This is a genomic window from Corynebacterium minutissimum (assembly GCF_016889765.1).
Taxonomy (GTDB): Bacteria; Actinomycetota; Actinomycetes; order Mycobacteriales; family Mycobacteriaceae; genus Corynebacterium; species Corynebacterium minutissimum_B.
Window position 1 is genome coordinate 1467257 of the sequence record NZ_CP069533.1, and the last position, 21187, is coordinate 1488443.

14 protein-coding genes, 1 tRNA gene and 1 pseudogene are annotated in these 21187 nt (G+C 61.2%); 7 read left to right on the forward strand and 9 right to left on the reverse strand.

Annotated features, from left to right (window positions below; all coding sequences use genetic code 11):
• The first annotated feature begins 103 nt into the window (after nucleotides 1-103).
• Complete coding sequence (recR, locus tag I6J26_RS06800; protein ID WP_039673215.1) at nucleotides 104-760, forward strand: recombination mediator RecR; 657 nt, start codon at nucleotides 104-106, stop codon at nucleotides 758-760.
• On the opposite strand, the gene I6J26_RS06805 is transcribed toward recR, so the two are convergent.
• The 5 genes and pseudogenes from I6J26_RS06805 to leuA all read right to left on the reverse strand — a co-directional run bounded on the left by I6J26_RS06805 (nucleotide 757) and on the right by leuA (nucleotide 8984).
• Nucleotides 757-1536: a type 1 glutamine amidotransferase gene (locus tag I6J26_RS06805; RefSeq protein ID WP_115021010.1), complete on the reverse strand. Its 780-nt coding sequence runs from the start codon at nucleotides 1534-1536 to the stop codon at nucleotides 757-759. The two genes, recR and I6J26_RS06805, sit on opposite strands and share 4 nt — an antisense overlap.
• Nucleotides 1529-2815 (reverse strand): Mur ligase family protein, encoded by a 1287-nt coding sequence (locus I6J26_RS06810; RefSeq protein WP_115021011.1) that lies wholly within the window; start codon nucleotides 2813-2815, stop codon nucleotides 1529-1531. The genes I6J26_RS06805 and I6J26_RS06810 overlap by 8 nt, the downstream gene beginning before the upstream one ends.
• Before the next feature lie 404 nt (nucleotides 2816-3219).
• Nucleotides 3220-4401 (reverse strand): annotated as a pseudogene (locus tag I6J26_RS06815) (DNA polymerase III subunit epsilon); the annotation flags it as partial.
• Nucleotides 4402-4513: 112 nt separating this feature from the next.
• Nucleotides 4514-6724, reverse strand: a complete 2211-nt coding sequence (locus tag I6J26_RS06820) for a hypothetical protein (protein WP_115021013.1) — start codon at nucleotides 6722-6724, stop codon at nucleotides 4514-4516.
• Between the two features lie 445 nt (nucleotides 6725-7169).
• Nucleotides 7170-8984 (reverse strand): 2-isopropylmalate synthase, encoded by a 1815-nt coding sequence (gene leuA, locus I6J26_RS06825; protein WP_115021014.1) that lies wholly within the window; start codon nucleotides 8982-8984, stop codon nucleotides 7170-7172.
• Between the two features lie 238 nt (nucleotides 8985-9222).
• Between leuA and I6J26_RS06830 the strand changes: the two genes are divergently transcribed.
• A complete protein-coding gene (locus tag I6J26_RS06830) occupies nucleotides 9223-10404 on the forward strand; it encodes a mannosyltransferase family protein (protein WP_239107327.1) in 1182 nt (393 codons plus the stop codon).
• 18 nt (nucleotides 10405-10422) lie between these two features.
• Here I6J26_RS06830 and I6J26_RS06835 read toward each other — a convergent pair whose 3' ends face one another.
• Nucleotides 10423-11295, reverse strand: coding sequence for a DMT family transporter (locus tag I6J26_RS06835; protein WP_115021016.1), 873 nt, complete (start codon nucleotides 11293-11295; stop codon nucleotides 10423-10425).
• A 147-nt stretch (nucleotides 11296-11442) separates the two neighbouring features.
• Here I6J26_RS06835 and I6J26_RS06840 point away from each other — a divergent pair, with 147 nt between their 5' ends.
• Entirely contained in the window at nucleotides 11443-12708 is a 1266-nt protein-coding gene (locus I6J26_RS06840; RefSeq protein WP_115021017.1) for an aspartate kinase, read from the forward strand.
• Between the two features lie 19 nt (nucleotides 12709-12727).
• Nucleotides 12728-13765: an aspartate-semialdehyde dehydrogenase gene (locus I6J26_RS06845; RefSeq protein ID WP_115021018.1), complete on the forward strand. Its 1038-nt coding sequence runs from the start codon at nucleotides 12728-12730 to the stop codon at nucleotides 13763-13765.
• 88 nt (nucleotides 13766-13853) lie between these two features.
• Here I6J26_RS06845 and I6J26_RS06850 read toward each other — a convergent pair whose 3' ends face one another.
• Together I6J26_RS06850 and I6J26_RS06855 are read right to left on the reverse strand one after the other, a co-directional pair.
• Nucleotides 13854-15176, reverse strand: coding sequence for a YkvI family membrane protein (locus tag I6J26_RS06850; protein WP_115021019.1), 1323 nt, complete (start codon nucleotides 15174-15176; stop codon nucleotides 13854-13856).
• Nucleotides 15177-15436: 260 nt separating this feature from the next.
• Nucleotides 15437-15985: an RNA polymerase sigma factor gene (locus I6J26_RS06855; RefSeq protein ID WP_070671468.1), complete on the reverse strand. Its 549-nt coding sequence runs from the start codon at nucleotides 15983-15985 to the stop codon at nucleotides 15437-15439.
• 165 nt (nucleotides 15986-16150) lie between these two features.
• Between I6J26_RS06855 and I6J26_RS06860 the strand changes: the two genes are divergently transcribed.
• The 3 genes from I6J26_RS06860 to I6J26_RS06870 all read left to right on the forward strand — a co-directional run bounded on the left by I6J26_RS06860 (nucleotide 16151) and on the right by I6J26_RS06870 (nucleotide 21054).
• The gene (locus I6J26_RS06860; protein ID WP_115021020.1) at nucleotides 16151-17707 is read left to right on the forward strand and encodes a catalase; all 1557 of its coding nucleotides are present in this window, start codon (nucleotides 16151-16153) and stop codon (nucleotides 17705-17707) included.
• Between the two features lie 126 nt (nucleotides 17708-17833).
• Nucleotides 17834-19285 carry a hypothetical protein gene (locus tag I6J26_RS06865; RefSeq protein WP_115021021.1) on the forward strand — a complete coding sequence of 484 codons (1452 nt, stop codon included), beginning with the start codon at nucleotides 17834-17836 and terminating at the stop codon, nucleotides 19283-19285.
• Between the two features lie 263 nt (nucleotides 19286-19548).
• Nucleotides 19549-21054 carry a hypothetical protein gene (locus tag I6J26_RS06870; RefSeq protein ID WP_115021022.1) on the forward strand — a complete coding sequence of 502 codons (1506 nt, stop codon included), beginning with the start codon at nucleotides 19549-19551 and terminating at the stop codon, nucleotides 21052-21054.
• 47 nt (nucleotides 21055-21101) lie between these two features.
• Here the strand turns inward: I6J26_RS06870 and I6J26_RS06875 are convergent.
• Nucleotides 21102-21178, reverse strand: a tRNA-Pro gene (locus tag I6J26_RS06875).
• Nucleotides 21179-21187: the final 9 nt, after the last annotated feature.

The following is a 21187-nucleotide window of genomic DNA, read 5'->3' on the forward strand; positions in this document are numbered from 1 at the left end:
ACTAAAAGGCCGTTGTTGCTCTCCTTTGTGGGGAGAGCAAGGCGGCCTTTTGTGTACCCGTGCCCACTCTGGGTTCGGGATTATGAAGTAAGGGGAGCATCGCGTGTTTGAAGGACCACTGCAGGATCTCATTGATGAGTTCTCGCGCCTGCCCGGAATCGGGCCGAAATCAGCACAGCGCATCGCTTTCCACGTGCTGCATCAGGATCCGGAGGACATCGACCGGCTGCAGAAAGCCCTCGGCGCTGTGCGCGATGGCGTGACCTTCTGCCGAATCTGCTGCAATATTTCCCGCGAAGAAGTGTGCCGCATCTGTATCAACTCACAACGCGATGCTTCCACCATCTGTGTGGTGGAAGAACCGAAGGACATTCAGGTTATCGAGCGCACTGGCGAGTATGAGGGTCGCTATCACGTGCTCGGCGGTGCGCTGGACCCGCTGGCGAATGTGGGGCCGAAGGACCTCAATATCTCGCAGTTGCTGCAGCGCCTCGGCGGCGTGCTGCCGGACCGCGAGCTTGCGGATTCCACTCCGGAAGAGCCGCTGTACGACGACACCCCGGAAATCACCGAGGTCATCCTCGCTACTGACCCGAACACTGAGGGCGAGGCTACTGCCGCTTATCTCGTTCGCCTTCTCCGGGATTTCCCCGGGCTGAAGATCACGCGATTGGCTTCAGGTATGCCGTTGGGAGGCGACCTCGAGTTCGTTGATGAGCTGACGCTTTCGCGTGCTTTGAGCGGCCGCCTAACGGTTTAGCGCTGCGAGCGCGGCGGCTCGGAGGCGTTGAAGCGCTCGGTGCGCAGGCGCTCGATGGCGGGGATGTCGAGCGGTACGAGCTCACTGAGGGCAACGCCCATGGCTTTGGCCAGCAGGAGATCTGCCAGCTGTGGATTGCGGGCGAGTACTGGGCCGTGCATGTAGGTGGCGATGACGCTGCCCTGAACGGCGCCCTCGGCGGCGCGCTGGGCAGTAGTGTCGGACAAGTCGTAGGTGGCAGCGGTATCAGCATTGCCGGTGCCGCGAGTCAGGGTGCCCAAAGGCTGGGCGGCCGGGCCCAAGATGGTCGCGCCCATGTGGTTCTCAAAACCGGTGAGTGGCTCGGTGAGCTCGGCGGTGATGCCCGCCTTGGTGGGCTCGGAGGCCACTTCGCCGATGGCGCGCTCGGACAGGGAGGCGGTGGTGGCGTCGAGAAGCCCCAGGCCGTCCACGACGCGGCCAGACGCCCGGAAAGATTCGCCGAGTACCTGCAGACCTGCACAGATAGCCATAATTGGACGGCCGTTAGCGGCCGCACGAGTGAGGCCGCCGTCAGAAATAAGGTGCTCAGCCGCGAGGATCTGCGCAGTGTCCTCGCCACCGCCGAGGGTGTAGACGTCGAGCGAATCCGGCACCGGCTCACCCAACTTGATGGGCACAATCTCTGCCTCGTAGCCGCGCATGCGAGCGCGCTGGCGCAATACGAGTGCATTGCCATCATCGCCGTAGGTGCCCAGCACGTCCGGCAGGATGAGGCCAATCTTAAGGCTAGTCATTGGAGTGCTCCTTTACTGCGGCGGTGAGTGCCTTCTTGAGGTCGCGGAAGGCGGTGTAGTTGGCCAGTACCTCGATGTGGCCTTCGGGGCAGGACTGAATGGCGGTCAGGGGGTCGTCGATAAGCTCATGCGAGATGTCCGCATAGACCAGACGCACCGCGAGGTCCGTCCCGCGCTCACCGGAGGCTTTAACCGGGATGTCCTCGAAGTCCTCAAAGCGCACGTCCCACAGCCAGGACATATCGATGCCGTCAGCCACGTGGCCATTGGTGGCGATGACCAGGCCATCGGCGTCACGGTCCACCATGGACAGTGCCTCTTGCCAGCCGGCCGGGTTCTTGGCTAGGAGCAGGCGAATCGTGCGCTTGCCCAGCGTGATGGTGGAGTAGCGCCCAGCCACATCATCCACGCCCTCAGCGGCGGCGATGGCCTTGTGGCGGTCGACGCCGAAGGCTTCTACCGCGGCGGCGACGGCTTGGGCGGCGTTGCCACGGTTGGCACGGCCGGGAAGGGAAAGACGCAGCTTATCGACGCCACCCGGACTCACCAAGCTCTCCTCCGTGACAGCCCAGGTGGGGGTGGGGCGGCGGAACTCGCGGCCGTCGGCAAGCTGCTTGACCGCGTGCCAGTCCTCGCCATCACGCACAATGTGGCCACCGGTGCGCGGGCAGGTTACGGACTCGCCCATCCAGCCGGCACCTGCGGAGACCCAGATGACGTTCGGCGCGTCATAGGCCACCGAGGTCATGAGGACGTCATCGCAGTTGGCGATGACGAGCATGTCTGGGTGGGCCTCCACGGCGCCGCGGAGAGCACGCTCAATCTTGTTGATTTCGCCCACGCGGTCGAGCTGGTCACGGGAGAGATTAAGCAAGACCAGCGCGGTGGGGTCGAGGTTATCGGCTACGTGCGGGACGTGCAGCTCGTCAACCTCAAGGACGAGGTGGGAGGCTTCCTTGCCCGCAAGAAGCGCGGAGATAATGCCGGCGTCCATGTTGTCACCGCCATCGTTGGTAGCCACGCTGTGCTCAGTGCGCACAGCTGCTGCCACCATGCGGGTGGTGGTGGATTTACCGTTCGTTCCGGTCACCAAGACGGCCGGGCGCTTCTTGGCCAGGTTCTGCATGATGGTGGGGTCGATGGCACCTGCGATGAGGCCGCCAATCATTCCGCCGGCGCCGCGGCCAGTGGCGCGCGAGGCGGTGGTGGCCAGCGAGGCGGCAGTCGTAGCCACCGCGGTACGCGCCGAGCTCAGCGCGTTTCGGAAGTTAAAATTCATGTTCCCCAGGGTAGTCGGGGAGGCTAGTTATCTGTGGTGCGGGAGCGGTTGTGTCCCGAGTTTTGCTGGTTCTGCTGGTGCTGGTTGCCGTTGCCGCGCCGACCGCGTCCACCGCGGCGTCGGCGCCGACGTCCATTGTTGTTACTACCCTTGTTGGAGCCGCCTTTGGCGTTACTCTTATTCGGGGAGCCGTTGTTGCCGGAATCGTCCTGCGTGTTCTTGTGGTTCTGGCCCTGGTTGGCGTTGTTCTTTGAGCCTTGACCGTGGTGGGAGGATTTCCGGCGGGAGCGGCGGCGATTCTTGTTGTGGGAGGAGCGGTTGCGGTTGTTCTGCCCGCCAGAGGCACCGCCATGGTTGCCGTGATTCCCACCGTTACCTGCGCTGGAGCCGCTGGTTTTGTCTGTTTCCTCCGGCTCCTGAGCGTCCTCGATGCGCTCAAGTGCAGCGAGGAAGGCCGTATCGGACATCAGTGGAATGTCCTTGCGGTGAGCGTGCATAGGCTTGCCCACGAGGTCCGTGGTGATACTGCAGACCACCAGGGAGGTTTCCCGCGTGAGTTTTTCAGAGTAGTTAAGCTCCTCACGGGTAAGTGCCGCGATGATGGTGTCGGGGTCCTCAGTGATTTCTGGAGCGACCACGATTTCCATGCCGCGGATGAGCTCCTTGCCCGGAACGTAGGGGCCGGGGTTGTGGTGCTGGCGGGGAGCTTCGGCGGCATCGACACGGACATGAGAGCGCTGCAGCCCGAAGCGGTCTGCGCGCAGATCCTCTGGGGAGGCTGTGCTCAGCGTACCTTCACGTTGTGCGCGGTAGAGCTCTATGAGGAGGCGGGTGGCCTCACGAGAGGTGTCCTTTTCCGTGCGTTGGGCGCGCTCCACGGTGGCCTTGGGGGAAGGTGCGTCGAGGCCCGTATCGCGAGCGACGGCGGCGAGGCGAATGTCGGTGCCCCACACTCCCTGGCGGCGGGCGGTGGCAAGCGTATCGATAATGCTGACCGGGGCCGGCACGTGGCCTACCTTGACGCGGCGGCGACGTCCTTTGTTGTTGCGGTTCCGATTGCGCGCACGGTTCTGGCGGGCAGCTGCGGTCATGGCGCGGCGGGCCTCCGCCACGATGAATCCCCAGGTGTAGGTGGTGTCGTGGACGATGAGTGTGCGGCCGTCGATGAGCCTGTCCAGCGGCTTGAGCAAGGAGGAGAAAGCCTGACCAGCCTTGATCTCCTCTGGGCTTAGGCCATGCAGGTGACGCGGTCCCGGGTCGCCATCGGGACTGATGACGGCATGGAATTCTTGGCCAACCTCCCCTGCGTCATTCAGCGTTAGCGCATCGACGGTGAGCAAGCGGCCCGTCGAGGGATGAATGCCGGTGGTCTGGATGGTGAGCGCCACGTAGGGGAATGCCGTGAGGGCTTCCTCGCGCGCCGTGTCCCTAGAGTGCTTGGAACCAGCATGCTTGGAATCAGTGTGTTTGGAATCCCGCGTGTTCGGGGAGTCGTTTGCCCCGCTGGTGTCCTTCGGGGACGGGGACGTGTCGGTGGATGTGGGGCGTGGGCCGGGCTTGGGGGCGCCAGTGCTTGGCGACGCCACAGCTGCCGCTACCTCAGCGCTCTTGTGCGCTGTGGGCTCGGTGGGGCTGGGTGTCGTCGTCATTGTTCACAGTTTAGTACTCCGTCCCGCGGAACCAGGCAAGGGCACACTCTTAGCGATTGTGCAGGGCCGGTGCCCGTCCGTTTTCCCGTTCCATCTTCTTGAGCTGGCCCGGAGGGATGTGCGAGTTGCGCTTGTTCTTTTCTCGTTCATCCCGTTCTTCAAGGGACGTGGTGGGCTCAGTAGCTTCCGCTTCTGGGAGTGGCTCGACGCTTGGCTCTGCGCTCGGCGTCGTGCTTGGCTCCACGCTCGGCTTGTCTTCTACTGCGAGGTCGGCCTCTGATTCAAGCTCTTCCTCGGAAGTCTCGGAAGGCTCCGTCTCCGTCACGGGAGCGGGGTCAGTGGGTTCAGTAGGTTCTTGAGGTGCGGTGCTTTCCGCTTCCGCCTCAGGGGTCGGTTCCTGGGGGATGTCGGTCGTTGTGCCTGGTAGTGGTTCCAACAGCTCAGGCGGAAGGAACGGCAGGAAGGGAACGATAATGAGGCCTTCGATCCGAGGCGAGCGCTCTTGGCCGGCAATTGCGCGGTCTTGGTCCGTTGCGGAGCGATTCTGGCCAATGGGAGAGCGATCTTCGCCGACGGCTGCACGATCTTGTCCGATAGGGGCAGACGGGGTGGGTCGTGGTGTGCGCGGCTCGTAGGTGGGGCGCGGGTCCGGAAGGTAGGTCGGACGTGTTGCCGATGGCTTCGCAGGAGTGGGCTCAGCCTGGGGCTTTGTTCGCGGCGGTGTGACTGTGTTCTTCGCCGTCGGTGCCGCAGCTGCCGTTGGAGCGGCCTTCGGAGTTGTAGGACGCGGTTTCGGCTTAACCTGGCGCGACGGTGTCGAGCCACTAGCGGCAGTGTCGCGTTCCGCTGGGCGTAGCGGCGAAGAATCAGAATTCGACGTTGAGCGGGTGCGGTTGCTGGGCGAGGGACGGTGCTTTGGTGCTGCGTCGGTGTGTTGTGGTTGCTTGGGAGGTGTGGTGGCCTCGTGGTGTTCGCCGGCGCGGCCAGCGGCAGTGCTCTCACTAGGTGCCTCGTTAGCCATCGCTGCGGCGGGGCCAGCACCGCTAGAGCCGCCTAGAGTGTCCGGCTCATCGTCAAGCAGGGGAGAAGTCGCATCCCAGAAGTGGCCTTGCTTCGTGTTCTGGGTGACGTACTGGTCGCGGTACTCCGAGGCGTCAGAATCGTTGGTAGCTTCGGTTTCGTCGGGGTCTTGTGCGCCTGCCGCACGCGGGATAGTAAGTGGGTCCTCGTAGGTCTCCAAGGCAGAGCCGGTGACGACCTCATGGGACGAGCTGAGTGAGACTACTGAGGCGGCAAAGTTCGCGGTGCCGCCAATGATGATTGCAACGCTGGCGGCGCACGCGAGCTTTAATCCGGTGCTGGCACCAGCGGCCTTGGCGCCAATTCCTGCCTTGGGTGAGGCACCGTCGAGGGAACTGAGCGAAATTGTTGGGGAATCTGAGCCTGCAGAGGTTCCGATGAACGGGGTGGGAGACGTCGCGCCGTGCGCTTCAGAGTGGACAATGGCCGCTGTAGCGCCGGCGGTGGTAGCCGCTGCGATAGCTCCCATGGTGCGCAACGCGGGAACGCCGGTAGGGGCGTCGTGGCCGGCAAAGATCGTAAGTGTTGGTGCGTCACCCTCCACCGAGTAGTACGCGCGCGACACGGCGACAAGACCGTCGTCGTTAAGCGCGGCGATGGAATCAGCCAGCCACGTGGCCTCCCCGCGGGGGATGGAAGCAATGTGAACGTTATCGAGGGAGAGCTCAATGTGGCGATGGGCGAGGCCGCGCTTGTTATCGACGCGCACGAGCAGGTGAGCGGAATGGTCCGGAAGAGCCTCGTGTGCGGCGTCGAAATCGGTGATGTGCAGGGCACTATTACCCTCCAACAATCCCCAGCGCTCAGCCGGAGGGATATTGCTGGGAACGCACAAGCCGGGTTCAGGGAGGAGGACTTCGAAGATGGGGGTCGTATCGTCGTTGCCATCCGTGCTCAGGCCTACCGTTGCCGTAACTTGGGGGCTCAAGCCCGAGCTCATCATCCAATCGAGTTCGCTGTACTCTTCCGATTGCTCGGCGGAGATCATTCCCACCACAGTGTCCTCGTGGCGAACGCGGAAACCTGAGCTCGAGTGGCCGCACAGAGTTACGGTGAGCTGTTGGTTATCGCCTTCTTCCTCCAGAAGGCTGAGGAAGAGGTCTGGGTCAACGTTGCTGACGCTCAGACGGCGGGGATCACCAAAACCCTCGTGGGGGACCACATAGTTGGTGACCATCATATTGTTCGCCTTTGGGACTGGCTTTGGTCTACAGCCGCGGTTGATGTGGGGTGAGAGAGCACATCAGCGCGGGTAGATAGAACTGAGCCTTAGTCTGAGAGTGTCATTTAAAAAAATAGTAAAAAAGTTTGCAGATTATCGCGCTATGTGCTTAGCCTACAATGCCCGCTGTGTGGCTACAAGCTAGTGTGTCCAGCATAATGTTACCCCCAGTAACCTAGCAAAAAATCTTGCATTGTCGACGTGTGTACAAGTGGTTTTCTTATCTCGGGTGTATATACAATGCGATGACGCCCGGGGATTTCAAAGGGGTAAAGGTGCAATGCCCGTCACGCAATTCGTGAAAAGTGGGGTAGCGTGACGGGCAGTGCGCGTGGAGACTGCAACTAGTGTGTACTAGTTGTAGTTGCGTACGTGGTGCAGCCCTGCGGCTGGTGTGGGGGGACTAGGCGGCGCGGTTGATTGCTGAGGTGATGGCGTTGATGGAAGCGCGAGTGGTGGAGCCGGCGATGCCGGCGCCCCATACCCGAGTGCCGTTGACCTCTGCGGCGATGTAACAGGCAGCTTCAGCATCGTCACCGGAAGTACGGGACTGCTGGGAGTAATCGATGACTTCAAAGTCGATGCCAATGCCTTCCAGCGCGTTGGCATAGGCGGCGATGGGGCCGTTGCCGCTACCGGAGACGACGTGCTTCTCACCGTTGTAAATGATCGAGGCAGTCACCTTGGCGTCCTCCGTTTCCGTCGTTGAGTTATCAACGTGGAAGGTTTCCAGCTCCAGCGGGGTAGTGCGGTCGAGGAATTCGGCGGCAAAGATGTCCCACATGTTCTTGGAGTTGACCTCGCCACCCTCGGCGTCAGTGACGGCCTGGACAACGGAGGAGAACTCTGCCTGCATGGCGCGCGGCATGTTGATGCCGTGGTCGGTCTTCATGATGTAGGCAACGCCACCCTTGCCGGACTGCGAGTTCACGCGGATAACGGCCTGGTAATCGCGGCCCACATCCTTTGGGTCGATAGGCAGGTACGGAACTTCCCAGGTGGTCTCACGCAGTTCTTCCCAGGACACGTCGGTGTTGTTTGCGCCGGGGCGCACAACTTGGGCCAGGGCATCCAAGCCCTTGTTGATAGCGTCCTGGTGGGAGCCGGAGAACGCCGTGAAGACCAGCTCGCCGCCGTAGGGGTGGCGCTCAGGGACACGCAACTGGTTGCAGTACTCCACCGTTTCACGTATCTTAGGCAGGTCGGAGAAATCGATCTGTGGATCTACGCCCTGGGTCAGCATGTTCAGGCCCAAAGTGATGAGGTCGACGTTACCGGTGCGCTCACCATTGCCAAACAGGCAGCCCTCAATGCGGTCCGCACCGGCCATGTAGCCCAGCTCCGCAGCGGCGACACCTTCACCGCGGTCATTGTGTGGGTGCAGGGACATGATGATGGAATCACGCTTGGCAAAGTTGCGGTGCATCCATTCGATCTGGTCGGCGTAGACGTTCGGGCTAATCATCTCCACCGTGGATGGCAGGTTGATGATCATCGGATTGTCCGGGGTTGCCTCCATAATGTCGACGACCGCATCGCAGACCTCGACTGCAAAATCCAACTCGGTGCCGGTAAAGGACTCCGGCGAGTACTCCCACCGCCAGTTGGTGTCCGGGTAGTCCTGGGCAATGGACTTGATGAGCTCCGCAGCATCCGTCGCCAGCTTCTTGATGGCCGGGCGGTCCTTGCGGAAGACCACGCGTCGCTGTAGCTTCGACGTTGAGTTGTAGAAGTGAACAATGACGTTCTTGGCACCCTCACAGGCCTCAAAAGTGCGGCGGATGAGGTGCTCGCGCGCCTGCACCAAGACCTGAATGGTGACGTCATCGGGGATCTTGTTGCCTTCGATGATTTCGCGTACGAAGTTGAAGTCCGTCTGGGACGCGGAGGGGAAGCCCACCTCAATTTCCTTGTAGCCCATCTTGACCAGCAGGTCGAACATGCGGTGCTTGCGTTCCGGGCTCATCGGATCGATGAGGGCCTGATTGCCATCACGCAGATCCACCGCGCACCACTGAGGAGCGACGGTGATGGTCTTATCCGGCCAAGTACGGTCGGTCAGTGTGACGGGTTCTACTTCCTGAGCAAAGCTCTGGTAGCGGTTTACTGGCATGGAGGAGCCGCGCTGCTTATTCCAGGCTGGCTGGTTGTCGTTGCGCGGGCCGTTCGGGGTAGTGATGTCACGCGGAGCGGAGATGAAAGAATCGTTGGGGGACATAAGGTGTTCTCTTCCTTGAAAGGTGGTGGCTGTGTGGTGGGGACGGCCAGCTGCAGTGTCAGCATCACTACGCTCCGCGACGGGGCGCTGGCCGTGGAGTCACGAACCTAAATCCCGCCGCGGCTACTAAGGAGAAGGGTGCGCCGCAAAGTCATGTGAGCCACAATACAGGGCTTCCCATACTGTGGCAAGCAATTTCACATGCTGAGATTCGTTCGGGGTGGTTATGATGTCCCACGTGCTTTCAAAGAAAACCGAGCCGATGCCCCCTGAATCTGTCGACACCCCTGCGGGTGGTGTCGCGCTGGACGACGCCTCCCCGCAGCCCCGCAGCGCCTTCATCGTGAGCGCTGTTGCCGTCGCTGTTATTGGGGCAGCGGTGCGTATTGGCGTGCTGAACCTTCTGAGCGCGGTGAATGACAGCGAACTGTGGGACCAACTCTTGGCATGGGATGCCAAGTATTACTTGGAGATTGCGAGTGTTGGCTATTTTGAGGCCGATATCAGTGCTGATGGCCCGGTGTACGAAAAGACGATGGCCTTCTTCCCTGGCTTCCCCATGCTCTTGCGGGCGGTGGGCTGGACAGGGCTTGACCTTGGGATCGCCGCGCTGATCCTCAATACGGTGCTCACTGCGGTCATGGCTGCGGGCGTTATGGTGCTTGCGCGACGGCTCGGCGCTGGTCGCGCCGGGCAGATTGCCGCCGCGGTTGTGGTGACGAGTGCGCCGATGTCCATTGTGTTTTCCATGCCGTATACCGAGGCACTCTTTGGTGCCCTCGTAGTCTGGGGGCTGGTAGCGCTGGATGAGCGTGCGTGGTGGTGGGCCGGTGCCGCGGGCTTCGTGCTGTCGTTGACGCGCTTGACCGCGGTGGATTTCCTTGCCGTATTTGGCCTGTGGGTGCTGCTGTATGGCCGGCGGGAATGGCAGGCCTGGCTAAGCCTTGGTATTGCCGCACTTCCGTTGCCTGCCTATCTCCTGTGGACGCAACGCTACCTAGCGGATGTCGGGGGCTATTTCGGCATTCAGACGAAGCATTGGAACTCGACCTTTGATGGTGGCGCCGCCACTTTGACGTTTGTATGGGACACCCTGACGAAGAATAACGACGTGGGCTACCTGCTGACCGTCCTTGTCATCCTTGGTGCTGTGGTGCTGCTCGTGGCGTCGTGGGGCAAGGCTAACCCAGTGGCGTGGTGGTTTAGTGCCGCGCTCATGGCGAATGTGTTGCTCTCAGACGGAATTTTGCATTCCCGCCCCCGCCTTCTTCTGCCGGCAGCGCTCCTCTTCGTGCCGTGGGTAATCCGTGCGGTCAAGGAACTTCCGGCCCGCATTGCCTGGTCTGGCATTGCAGTGTGGGTGCTGTGGTCGGCATGGTTCTCCGCCTACATGATTGTCGTCTTTGAATGGGCCATTTAGCGCGTTTGAATGGGCCTTTTAGCGCGGCGCTTGGTCTGTACGTTTCGTCGTACCCGTGTTTACCGGGATTCGGGAAAGCACGATGGTGGAGATGATCATGATGACGAGTGAGCCGCCCATAACGCTCCATCCCACGGCGGACTCTACTTGGAATTTCTCGCCCAGCACCCAATAACCCAAGCCAAAGGCCACGATCGGTTCCATGATGGTCATGGCCGGCAAAGAATGCGCCAGAGCGCCGGCATGGAAGGAATACTGCTGGATCACCGTACCGCCGGCTGCCAGCCCGATGAGCGCATAGAGCTCCCAACTCCCCAGCGTTGCCAGGGGACCTTCATTGCCAAAGATGTCTACCACGGCTTTCGCCACGAGTGCCACGTAGCCATACAGAATGCCGCAGGCCGTGCCAAGTGCCAGGGCTGATTCTTCCGGGCGGTTGAAGGCAGCCAGGAACAGTGCAACAAGGGCTAGGGCGCCAACGGCGAAGGCGGGCCACCATTGGGACCACGTGGGCGTCGTCAAGCCGGCTGTGGGGCGCCCATACACAACCAGAATGCCCACGGCAATAGTCAATGCCATGCACCACACAACCTCACGGGTAGCCATGGAGCGGCGCGAGTACCAAGCCGCGAGAGGCAGTGTGAACATGAGGGAAAGGACGAGGATGGGCTGCACGATGAGCAACGTGCCGAAGTGAAGCGCAAGGAGCTGCAGTGCGTAGGCGATGACGGCAGCGGCCGTGCCTATCCACCAGAGAGGGGTTCGCAGTGCGGTGCGCATCACGCTGGTGGAGCTGGCGTCCAAAACGATACGGTGGCGTATGACTGTGCCCCAGGCAATGACCAGTGCCGAGGCCAGCGCAAAAGCAACGGCAACCACGTTAGAAAACATCGAGTCCACCCTACCTGGAATTAATGCGTGCCCAGTGTTTCGGTCGGGCCGGAAGAGCGGTACTCTAAAAAGAGTTGACTGCCGATCTATAGGTATTGGGCGGTGGACAGGTATTGGCCCTCGCGAAAACGAAAGGTGGGACCGTCAGTGGCCCTAGTCGTACAGAAATACGGGGGATCCTCCCTCGAAAGCGCTGAGCGCATCCGCGCCGTCGCGGAGCGAATTGTGGCGACGAAAAAGCAGGGCAACGACGTGGTCGTCGTGTGCTCCGCCATGGGAGACACCACCGATGAGCTCCTTGACCTCGCCGCCCAGGTCAACCCTGTTCCGCCGCAGCGCGAAATGGACATGCTGTTGACTGCCGGTGAGCGCATCTCTAACGCGCTCGTTGCCATGGCGGTGGAGTCTCTCGGTGCGCAGGCTCAATCCTTCACCGGCTCCCAAGCCGGCGTGCTCACCACTGAGCGCCACGGCAACGCCCGGATTGTTGACGTCACCCCGGGCCGCCTTACGGAAGCTCTTGAGGCGGGCAAGATTTGTATTGTTGCTGGTTTTCAGGGAGTCAATAAGGAATCCCGCGACGTCACCACCCTGGGTCGCGGTGGCTCAGATACCACCGCGGTCGCTCTCGCCGCAGCACTCAAGGCCGATGTGTGCGAGATTTACTCGGACGTTGATGGTGTCTACACCGCCGACCCCCGCATCGTGCCTAATGCCCAGAAGCTAGAGAAGCTCTCCTTTGAGGAGATGCTGGAGCTGGCCGCAGTAGGCTCCAAGATTTTGGTTCTGCGCAGCGTCGAATACGCCCGCGCGTTTAATGTACCCCTGCGAGTTCGCTCGTCTTATTCAACCGACCCCGGCACACTTATTGCCGGTTCAATGGAGGATATCCCCGTGGAAGAAGCAGTACTTACCGGCATCGCTACTGATAACTCTGAGGCCAAGGTTACCGTCCTCGGTATCCCGGACCGCCCGGGGGAGGCCGCCAAGGTCTTCCGCGTCATTGCGGACGCGGAGATTAACATCGACATGGTTCTGCAGAACGTCTCCTCCCTGGAGTCTGGTACTACCGATATCACCTTTACCTGCCCGCGTGCCGATGGGCCGCGCGCGATGGAGTTGCTGGCTAAGCTCAAGGAGGAGGGCCACTGGACCAATGTGCTGTACGACGACCAAGTGGGCAAGGTCTCCCTCGTTGGCGCAGGCATGAAGTCCCATCCAGGTGTGACCGCGGACTTTACCGAGGCGCTGCGTGACGCAGGCGTGAACATGGAGCTCATTTCCACCTCCGAAATCCGTATCTCCGTGCTGACGCGCGAGGCAGACCTGGAGAAGGCCGCTGTGGCCCTGCACGAGAAGTTCCAGCTTGGTGGCGATGAAGAAGCCACCGTTTATGCTGGTACTGGACGCTAGAGTTTAAGGAGTTAAGGTCATGACCACTGTTGCAGTAGTTGGCGCCACCGGACAGGTTGGCCACGTGATGCGGTCCATTCTGGAAGAGCGCAACTTCCCGGCTGACACGGTTCGCTTCTTCGCCTCTGCGCGCTCGGCAGGGCAGGAGCTCACCTTCCGCGAGGAGAAGATCGTCGTGGAAGACCTGGCAGAGCAAACTGTAGAGAGCCTCGCCGGTATTGATATCGCGCTGTTCTCCGCGGGCGGTTCCACCTCCACGCAGTACGCACCGCTCTTCGCTGAGGCGGGTGCCACCGTGGTGGATAACTCTTCCGCGTGGCGCAAGGACCCGGACGTCCCCCTCATCGTTTCTGAGGTGAACCCGCAGGACAAGAACGCGGTGACGAAGGGCATCATTGCGAACCCCAATTGCACCACGATGGCGATTATGCCGGTCACCAAGGCGCTTCACGACGTCGCCGGGCTCACCACCCTGCGTGTCGCCTCCTACCAAGCGGTATCTGGTTCCGGTCTGGCAGGCGTGGAGACGCTGGTAAAGCAGGTGGCGTCCATTGGTGATCGCAACGTGGAGCTGACGCACGATGGCTCCGTTCTCGAGGTTGAGCCGGACGAGCTCGGCCCCTACGTTGCCCCGATTGCCTACAACGCGGTGCCGCTGGCCGGCAACCTCGTGGACGATGGCACGGAGGAGACCGATGAGGAGCAGAAGCTGCGTAACGAGTCCCGCAAGATTCTGGGCCTGCCAGAGCTCAAGGTATCCGGCACCTGTGTGCGTATCCCGGTCTTTACTGGCCACACCATGGTGGTGCATGCGGAGTTTGAGCAGTCGATTACCCCGGAGCAGGCCCGCGAGGCGCTGTCCAATGCTGCAGGCGTCAAGGTCGTGGACGTTCCCACCCCCCTTGCTGCTGCCGGCATCGACCTGTCTCTGGTCGGCCGCATCCGCCAAGACCAGACCATCGCGGACAACAAGGGCCTTGTCTTTGTTGTGTCCGGCGATAACCTCCGCAAGGGCGCAGCCCTGAACACCATTCAGATTGCGGAGCTCTTGGTCTAAGGGCCGCATATAGTAAAAGTCCGCCCCAGAAGGAAATCTGGTGGCGGACTTTCGCTGGTTTTAAGGACCTAGGCCTTTAGGCAGGTCTTTAGTTCTTCGGAACCTCAGGCTTGGTGTGCTCCACGAAGGTTACGGAAGGATCCGGATCCTCGCGGTCGTACTCAATCTCTTCGTCTGCCTCAAGCTCCTCGTGGATCTCATCGGCGACGGTCTCGACGAACTCCTCGGTCTCCATGTTGGAGGCTGCAGCAAGCTTGCGTAGTTCGCGCTCGTTCTTCTTAGTGAAGTGCTCGCGCGGGTCTAGGCGGCGCTTGACCAAAGTACGGGCGCGCACGCGGCGGTCAGACTCGGAGGAGATCTTGTCGCGCTGGGTAATCCAGGTGATGACCATGACGGCAATCATGAGCAGGCCGATGTAGCCCAGAATCGGGTAGACGCTGGAGACCAGCTTCTTGAAACCGACGAAGGAGAGGATGAAGCCGATAACGCAGGCGCCCGCGTAAACGGGGTAGAAGAGCTTCGGCTTCTTACGGGTTAGGCGCTTGCCCATGGCATAGAACATGCCGATGGCGGTGTTGAAGACCATGCCGTAGATGATGAAGGTCATGAAGTAACCCAAGACTGGGTTTACGTTGTTGATCAGCGTGAGGACCGGAAGGTCTTGGCCGTTGACCTCAGGCGCCACCATGTACAGCGAGACCACGAGAAGGGTCAGCAGAATCAAGTAAATGATGCCACCGAAGAAGCCGCCGATGCCCACGGCGCGGTTATCCAAAATATTGCCGCCAATAACGATGGACATGGACACTGCACACATCACGTTGAGGCCGGTGTAGTTCAGCGCAGCGAGCCACCAGCTGTGGATGGGCGTTTCAACGTTGTCCACGGCGTAGGCATTGATCGACGACCAGTCCACGTCCGTAGTGATGATGGTGTAGCCGGTAGCGAGGACGACGAAGATAATAATGAAAGGCGTAATCGCGCCGATGACGGAGGTTACCTTGTCTACGTCGAGCAGGCCGACGAGGAGAACCAGTGTGAGCATCACTGCGCCGCCGACCCAAATCGGTACGCCTTCGAACTGCTGGCTAATGGTGGAGCCGCCACCGGCGAACATGACGAAGCCGATGGAGAACAGCGTTGCTAGCGTGCCGTAGTCCAGAACGCGGGAAATGATGGGGCCACTGATCTTGTCGTAGACGGCAGTGTGCTCATCTGCCTGGAAGTAGGAACCCAGCTGCAGGATCGAAATACCGGTAATCAGCATGAGGGCGGCAGCAAGCACAACGCCCCACAGGCCCCAGTTGCCAAAGGCTACAAAGTACTGCATCGCTTCCTGGCCGGATGCAAAGCCGGCGCCGACGACGACGCCGATAAAGGCCATGGAAATGGCCACTGCGCGTTTCCACATTTGGTTTAGAGGTCTCTCAATCCCACACGAGCCGGGGTCGTCACAGAACTAAGTGTGGTGCGGGCGGTCGGAAGCCGCGCGGCCCGGTTCGACTATCGATTTGTCACGTGTGCCTCGTGAAACATTAGGCGTGGTCGACAGGTATTTGCCAGCTGAAACGGTGTCCACACTGTGTGATACGTGTGACAGCACTGAAAAGTTACCCGTGTCTGCGCAGGTGCCCATGCTCAGCGCCACAGATTATAACGGGTCGGTAACGATTACCCGCGATGATCAATAAGGTCTTTTCGGGCGCGGGCAACCCTAGAGCGAATGGTGCCTACGCGCACACCGGCGATCTTAGCGGCCTCCTCATAGGTATAGCCCAGCACTTGGGTAAGGATGAGGGCTTCGCGGCGGTCCTCCGGGAGGGCGTCGATAAGCGAGCGCGCGTCGATCCACTCGCTCCACGTGCTGGCGTTCTCCGGGGCGGGTGCGAGTGCTGCGGCATCCTCATACTCGGTGGCAGACTTGCGGGGCCGGGCCATGTCGTGGCGAATATTATCCACCCACACGCGGCGCGCGAGGGACAGTAACCATGTGCGGGCAGAGGAACGCGCAGCAAAACGGGGAAGCGCGCTGATGACGCGCAGGTAAGTCTCTTGGGTGAGGTCGTCTGCGATATCCGCCCCGCCGAGGTGGGCAAGCAAACGCCAGACGTCATCTTGGGTGGATTTGATGAACTCCGTGAGAGCTGCGCGGTCGCCGCGTCCCGCCTTGAGGGCGAGGTCGGTAACGCGCGCATCATCGCGCTCGGAGTGGACTTTCACCTCCCACAACTTACCAGTAGCGGTAGGTCACCTTACCTATCGCTGTGAGCTCCAGCCGGAATTCTAAAAACTGTTGCGGGGGTCATTTTTCGCCGGTAGGCTATGAAACGTCCGAGATTGATAATGAACCCCAAATTATCAGCGAATCCAGGAGGCATTTTCCTAATGACTAACGCTTCGAACGAGTCCGCAGCAGACAAGGTTCTGGACAAGGGTCAGCGCGCCCCGGGTGGTCCGAACACTACCCGCCCGTCCGGCCAGCCGGTTGCTACCGAGAACACCAGCGTCACCGTGGGCCAGAACGGCCCAGTTGTGCTCAATGACATCCACCTTATTGAGAAGCTCGCACACTTCAACCGCGAGCGCGTGCCGGAGCGTACCCCGCACGCCAAGGGTCACGGCGCCTTTGGTGAGCTGCACGTTACTGAAGACGTATCCGCATACACCAAGGCCAAGCTCTTCCAGAAGGGCACCGTGACCCCGATGATGGGCCGCTTTTCCACCGTTGCCGGTGAGCAGGGCTCCCCGGATACCTGGCGTGACGTCCACGGCTTTGCACTCCGCTTCTACACCGAAGAGGGCAACTACGACATCGTGGGCAACAACACCCCGGTGTTCTTTATCCGTGACGGCATCAAGTTCCCGGACTTCATCCACTCCCAGAAGCGTCTGGGCACCAACGGCCTGCGTGATGCCGATATGCAGTGGGACTTCTGGACCCGTAACCCGGAGACCACCCACCAGGTGACCTACCTCATGGGTGACCGCGGTACCCCGAAGACCACCCGCCACCAGAACGGCTACGGTTCCCACACCTTCCAGTGGGTCAACGAGCAGGGCGACGCTTTCTGGGTCAAGTACCACTTCAAGACCCGTCAGGGCGTGGAGAACTTCACCGACGCTGAGGCAACTGAGATCGCCGGCCAGAACGCTGACTACCACCGCGAGGACCTCTACAACGCCATTGAAGAGGGCAACTACCCGGTTTGGGACGTCAAGGTCCAGATCATGCCGGTAGCAGAGGCTGAGGACTACCGCTTCAACCCATTCGACCTCACCAAGACCTGGTCCAAGAAGGATTACCCGCTGGTGGACGTCGGATACTTCGTGCTCAACCGCAACCCGCGCAACTTCTTCGCGCAGATTGAGCAGGTGGCTTTGGACCCGTCCAACATCGTCCCGGGCATTGGCCTGTCCCCGGACAAGATGCTGCAGGCACGCGTCTTTGCCTACTCCGATCAGCAGCGCTACCGCATCGGCCCGAACTACAAGCAGCTGCCGGTGAACCAACCGCTCAACCAGGTCAACACCTACGAGCACGAGGGCCCGATGCAGTACCTGTTCAACGCCCCGGAGGACCCGGTGTACTCCCCGAACCGCCACGCTAAGGGCGGCGGCTACCTGGATGGCGACGAGAACCTGCGCTTCAAGGAGCAGGAGACCACCACCGCACCGGATCTCTACGTCAACCCGGACCCGGCCGGCATCGACCTGGTCCGTGCGCCCTACATCCACCACGCAGAGGACAACGACACCGTCCAGGCCACCGACCTGTACGAGAATGTCTACGACGATGGCGCCAAGGAGCGCATGGCGGACAACATCACCAACGCTATGGCTGGCGTGTCCCCGGAGACCGAGGAGCGCGTCTACGCCTACTGGGATGCCGTTTCCCCGCAGCTGGGCAAGCGCGTGCGTGAGCTCTTCGCGCAGAAGAAGTAACGCACTAGCGCGAGAGCGCTAAGGCAGTGCATTAAGGCCCCGATAGTTACCGAACAGCACGGTACTAGCGGGGTCTTTCCGCGCGCCTGATGCTTTTTGCCCAGCGTGGGCGATAGTTTCTATACCATGACCTCACGCCTCGCTTCTTCTGCTGATGCCGACCGCCCAGTGGGTACCCGCTCGCTGTTGATCGCCGCCCTCCTCCTCGTGCCGCTCATCGTCGGCGCAATCGTTGCCACTGCGTCCCAGTGGCAGCCGGCGCAGGCGTGGTCGCAGGAGCAAGCCGGTGCCCCCAGTGACGGCACAATTGACCCCGCTGAGCTTTACGACGTCGCTCGTGCCCTCACCGAGGCCAACGCCCAGGCGGGCTTCTTGGCCAACGGTACGCAGCAGCTTGCGGACGGCACGGGGCAGCTCAAGGACGGAGCTGGCGAGCTGGGTGGTGGCGTCGACCAGCTGGCGGGTGGCTCGCAGGAACTCTACGACGGTCTCGTGCAGCTCCAGTCAGGCACCGCGCAGTTGGGCACTGGTGCCACTGAGCTTGCCGACGGTGTCGGCGGCGCCGTCGATCAAGTCGTCGGCCTCGGCGTAGTCCGCGGCCAAATCCTCGAAGCCATTGACGGCACCGTGAAGGACCTCGACGGCAACAACTCAGACGAGGCGAAGGAGATCCGCTCACAGCTCGGTGATCTGCGCTCCCAGGTGGAGAACTTCCAGTTTGACCAGTCCGTCCAGGACCAGCTCATCCAGCTCAAGGATGGTTCGCGTGAGCTGTCCAATCAGCTCTCCGTGAACGGCTACGCCTATCACGATGGTGTGTACCAGGCAGCGGAGGGAGCGAAGCAGCTCAATGCCGGAATTGGTGAGCTCAACGCCAAGGTAGATGAGGCGCTCAAAGGCGTTGACGAGTTGGTGGCCGGTGCCGAAAAGGTTGACGGCATGGCCCAGCAGAATAGGAACAAAGTCCAAGGCGCCCAACGTGCCCTGCCCACCGTAGCTGGACCCGCAGAGGCGCAGGATGGTCCCGCGCAGCTGTTGAGCCCCATCGTGGCGATGCTGCTGGCCGCACTCGCCGTCCTCGGCGGTGGTGTGCTGGGCGCGCTGCTGACCCGCGTGGAGCGCCGCCTTCTGGCTCTCATCGCGGGCGGGGTAGTCATCGGTGTGGTGGTTGGGCTCTTGACCGCTTTGCTGGCCACCGGCGTGACCGTTGCTGCTGTGGCGTGGGCGGCACTTGCGGCGGTGGGGGCCGGGGTGGCGTCGGCAAGCGCGGTGTATGCCCTCGTGCGCGGCCTGGGTCTTCCCGGCTGGGGTCTGGGGATCCTGCTGGGTCTGGTCCAGGTAGGAATCGTAGGCTGGGCATGGAAAGCGGCCTCGACCGGCACGGACCTTAACGCCGCGATGAGCGCGCTCGTGCACCTCTTTCCCATGCAGTGGGCAACCTCTGCCATCACTGTGGCGGGCAACGGGGGAAACTCCCCGCAGCTTTTTGCCGCGATGGCGATTTTGGGGGTAATTATCGTCGTATCCGTCTGGGTTGTGGGGGCACCCGTTCGCCGCCGCAGCGAAGCAAAAGCCTAGCTCAAGGCCTCGCGTTATCGACGCAGACTGAGCAGGGCGCTAAGATACTACGATTTTATTGATTTTCGTATTGCTGCGAGGGGAAATAGTGCTAGAGTTGGAATTGCTCACAAAGCCTACTTAGGGGGTAGGCAAACGGTTTCTCCAATCCGTTGTGAGTGATAGGGAATAGGGGCGACGCGGCTGCTGTAGGGGCACCGCGTCGTTTCCCGTTGTGGGGGTAAAATTGGCGGCACTGAATGCTGAAGAATTGGAGAATCACCGTGACTGACTCTCGCGATATCAAACCTTTTGCCGCCAGCTGTGGCCCCAAAGTAACGTCGGTCGACGCCATCGTCGGTGCGGCCATGGTGGGCGGTCTGTTGCTCGGGGGAATCGGCGCGGGTGCGAGCTTGGCGGCCTTCGATGCGCCTGAACGCTCCGACTACGTCATGCAGCCCGCGCAGCGTGAGGTGCAGGCTGACATCATGGACCCAGACGATGTGCTCACCCAGGAGGAAGAAGAGCGCATGCTTCGCGACGTCTCCCGGATCGCCGCCCCCGACGTGGTCCAAGGACTGCACTACGTGGTCTTTGCTAAGAACAAAGAAAACGTCAACGACTCCGTGGAGGAGTACTTGCGTGATAATCACCCGGAGCTCATCGGCAAGGACAAGTTTGCTGATGGCCAGGTCTTCGTCGGCGTGGGCCTCGACCCGCGGCAGGCCTTCGTCTTCGCGGGTGAGGACGTGGCCGGGCAGATGAAGCTGCGCAAAGGTGACGGCCATTTGGAGCGGTCCATCGAAGCTATCAAGCCGGGCGTGCGGGATGACAACATTCCTGCTGGTCTCTTTGCGGGTGCGGCGGCTGCTATCGACGTGGACCGTGCTGCGGATGCCCAGTACGAGAGCGCGAAAGATGGGCGCATTGGGGCGGCCATTGGCCTCGGCGTGGCGGGCCTGGGCGTCGGTGGCGCGGGTGCAGGCATCGCGGCCGGCGCACGCCGCAGCCGGCAGAAGAAGACACAGCAGGCGCGCGAGGATTGGGATTATGTGTCCCAGACCTATACCGACGTGGCACAGCGCCTCGAATCGATTGATATCCGCGCAAACTCGCTGCAATCCGGCCTTGTGGATGAACGTTTGCGTGAGGATTGGGAAGGGCTGCGCGATGACTTCCTAGCCCTTGACCGCACCGTCGGCTCCTTCATGTCCATGCCTGCGGATGCTCCCGACGAGCAGTTCCGAGAGCGTGCGGAGGAACTTGCTCATGCGCGTTTGCTGTGCGAGCGCGTTGATACGGCGGAGACCAACATTGAGAAGCTGCACCGCATCGAAAACGCCGATGCTGATGCTCGCCGCTACGAGCTTTATGAGCTAGGCAAGGATTTGGCACAAGCGTCGTACGTCGCGTCCGATATTGACTCGCAGGCTGAGCGCCATGCCAAGGAATTAGAAGACGCCGCCATGGCGCTGTCCAACGAACCCAACCACCCGCAGTTTATGGAGCGCTACCTTGACATCCTTGACCGCTCTGCGCTGCTCTCGGAGCACCTGCAGAGCCAGCTGCAGAAGCGCAACGAGGCCGATGAGCGCCCTGAGCGCACGCATATCTATGACTCCACCTTCTTCGCCGGTGCCGGCTACAACGGCTATGTGCCGTTCTATACCGTGAGCACGTGGGACAGTGACGCCATCTCCGCGCGCGACTCTTCCTCCGGCAGCAGCGGCGGCGTCAACAGCGGGTTTAGCTCGGGCTTTTCCGGTTCGGGTGGTTCCTCTAGCTTCTAGCCCCGACAGAGAAAACGAAAAAGACCCGCAGTTTCCTGCGGGTTTAGTGGTCGGGATAACAGGATTTGAACCTGCGACCTCTTCGTCCCGAACGAAGCGCGCTACCAAGCTGCGCCATATCCCGGTGTCTCGC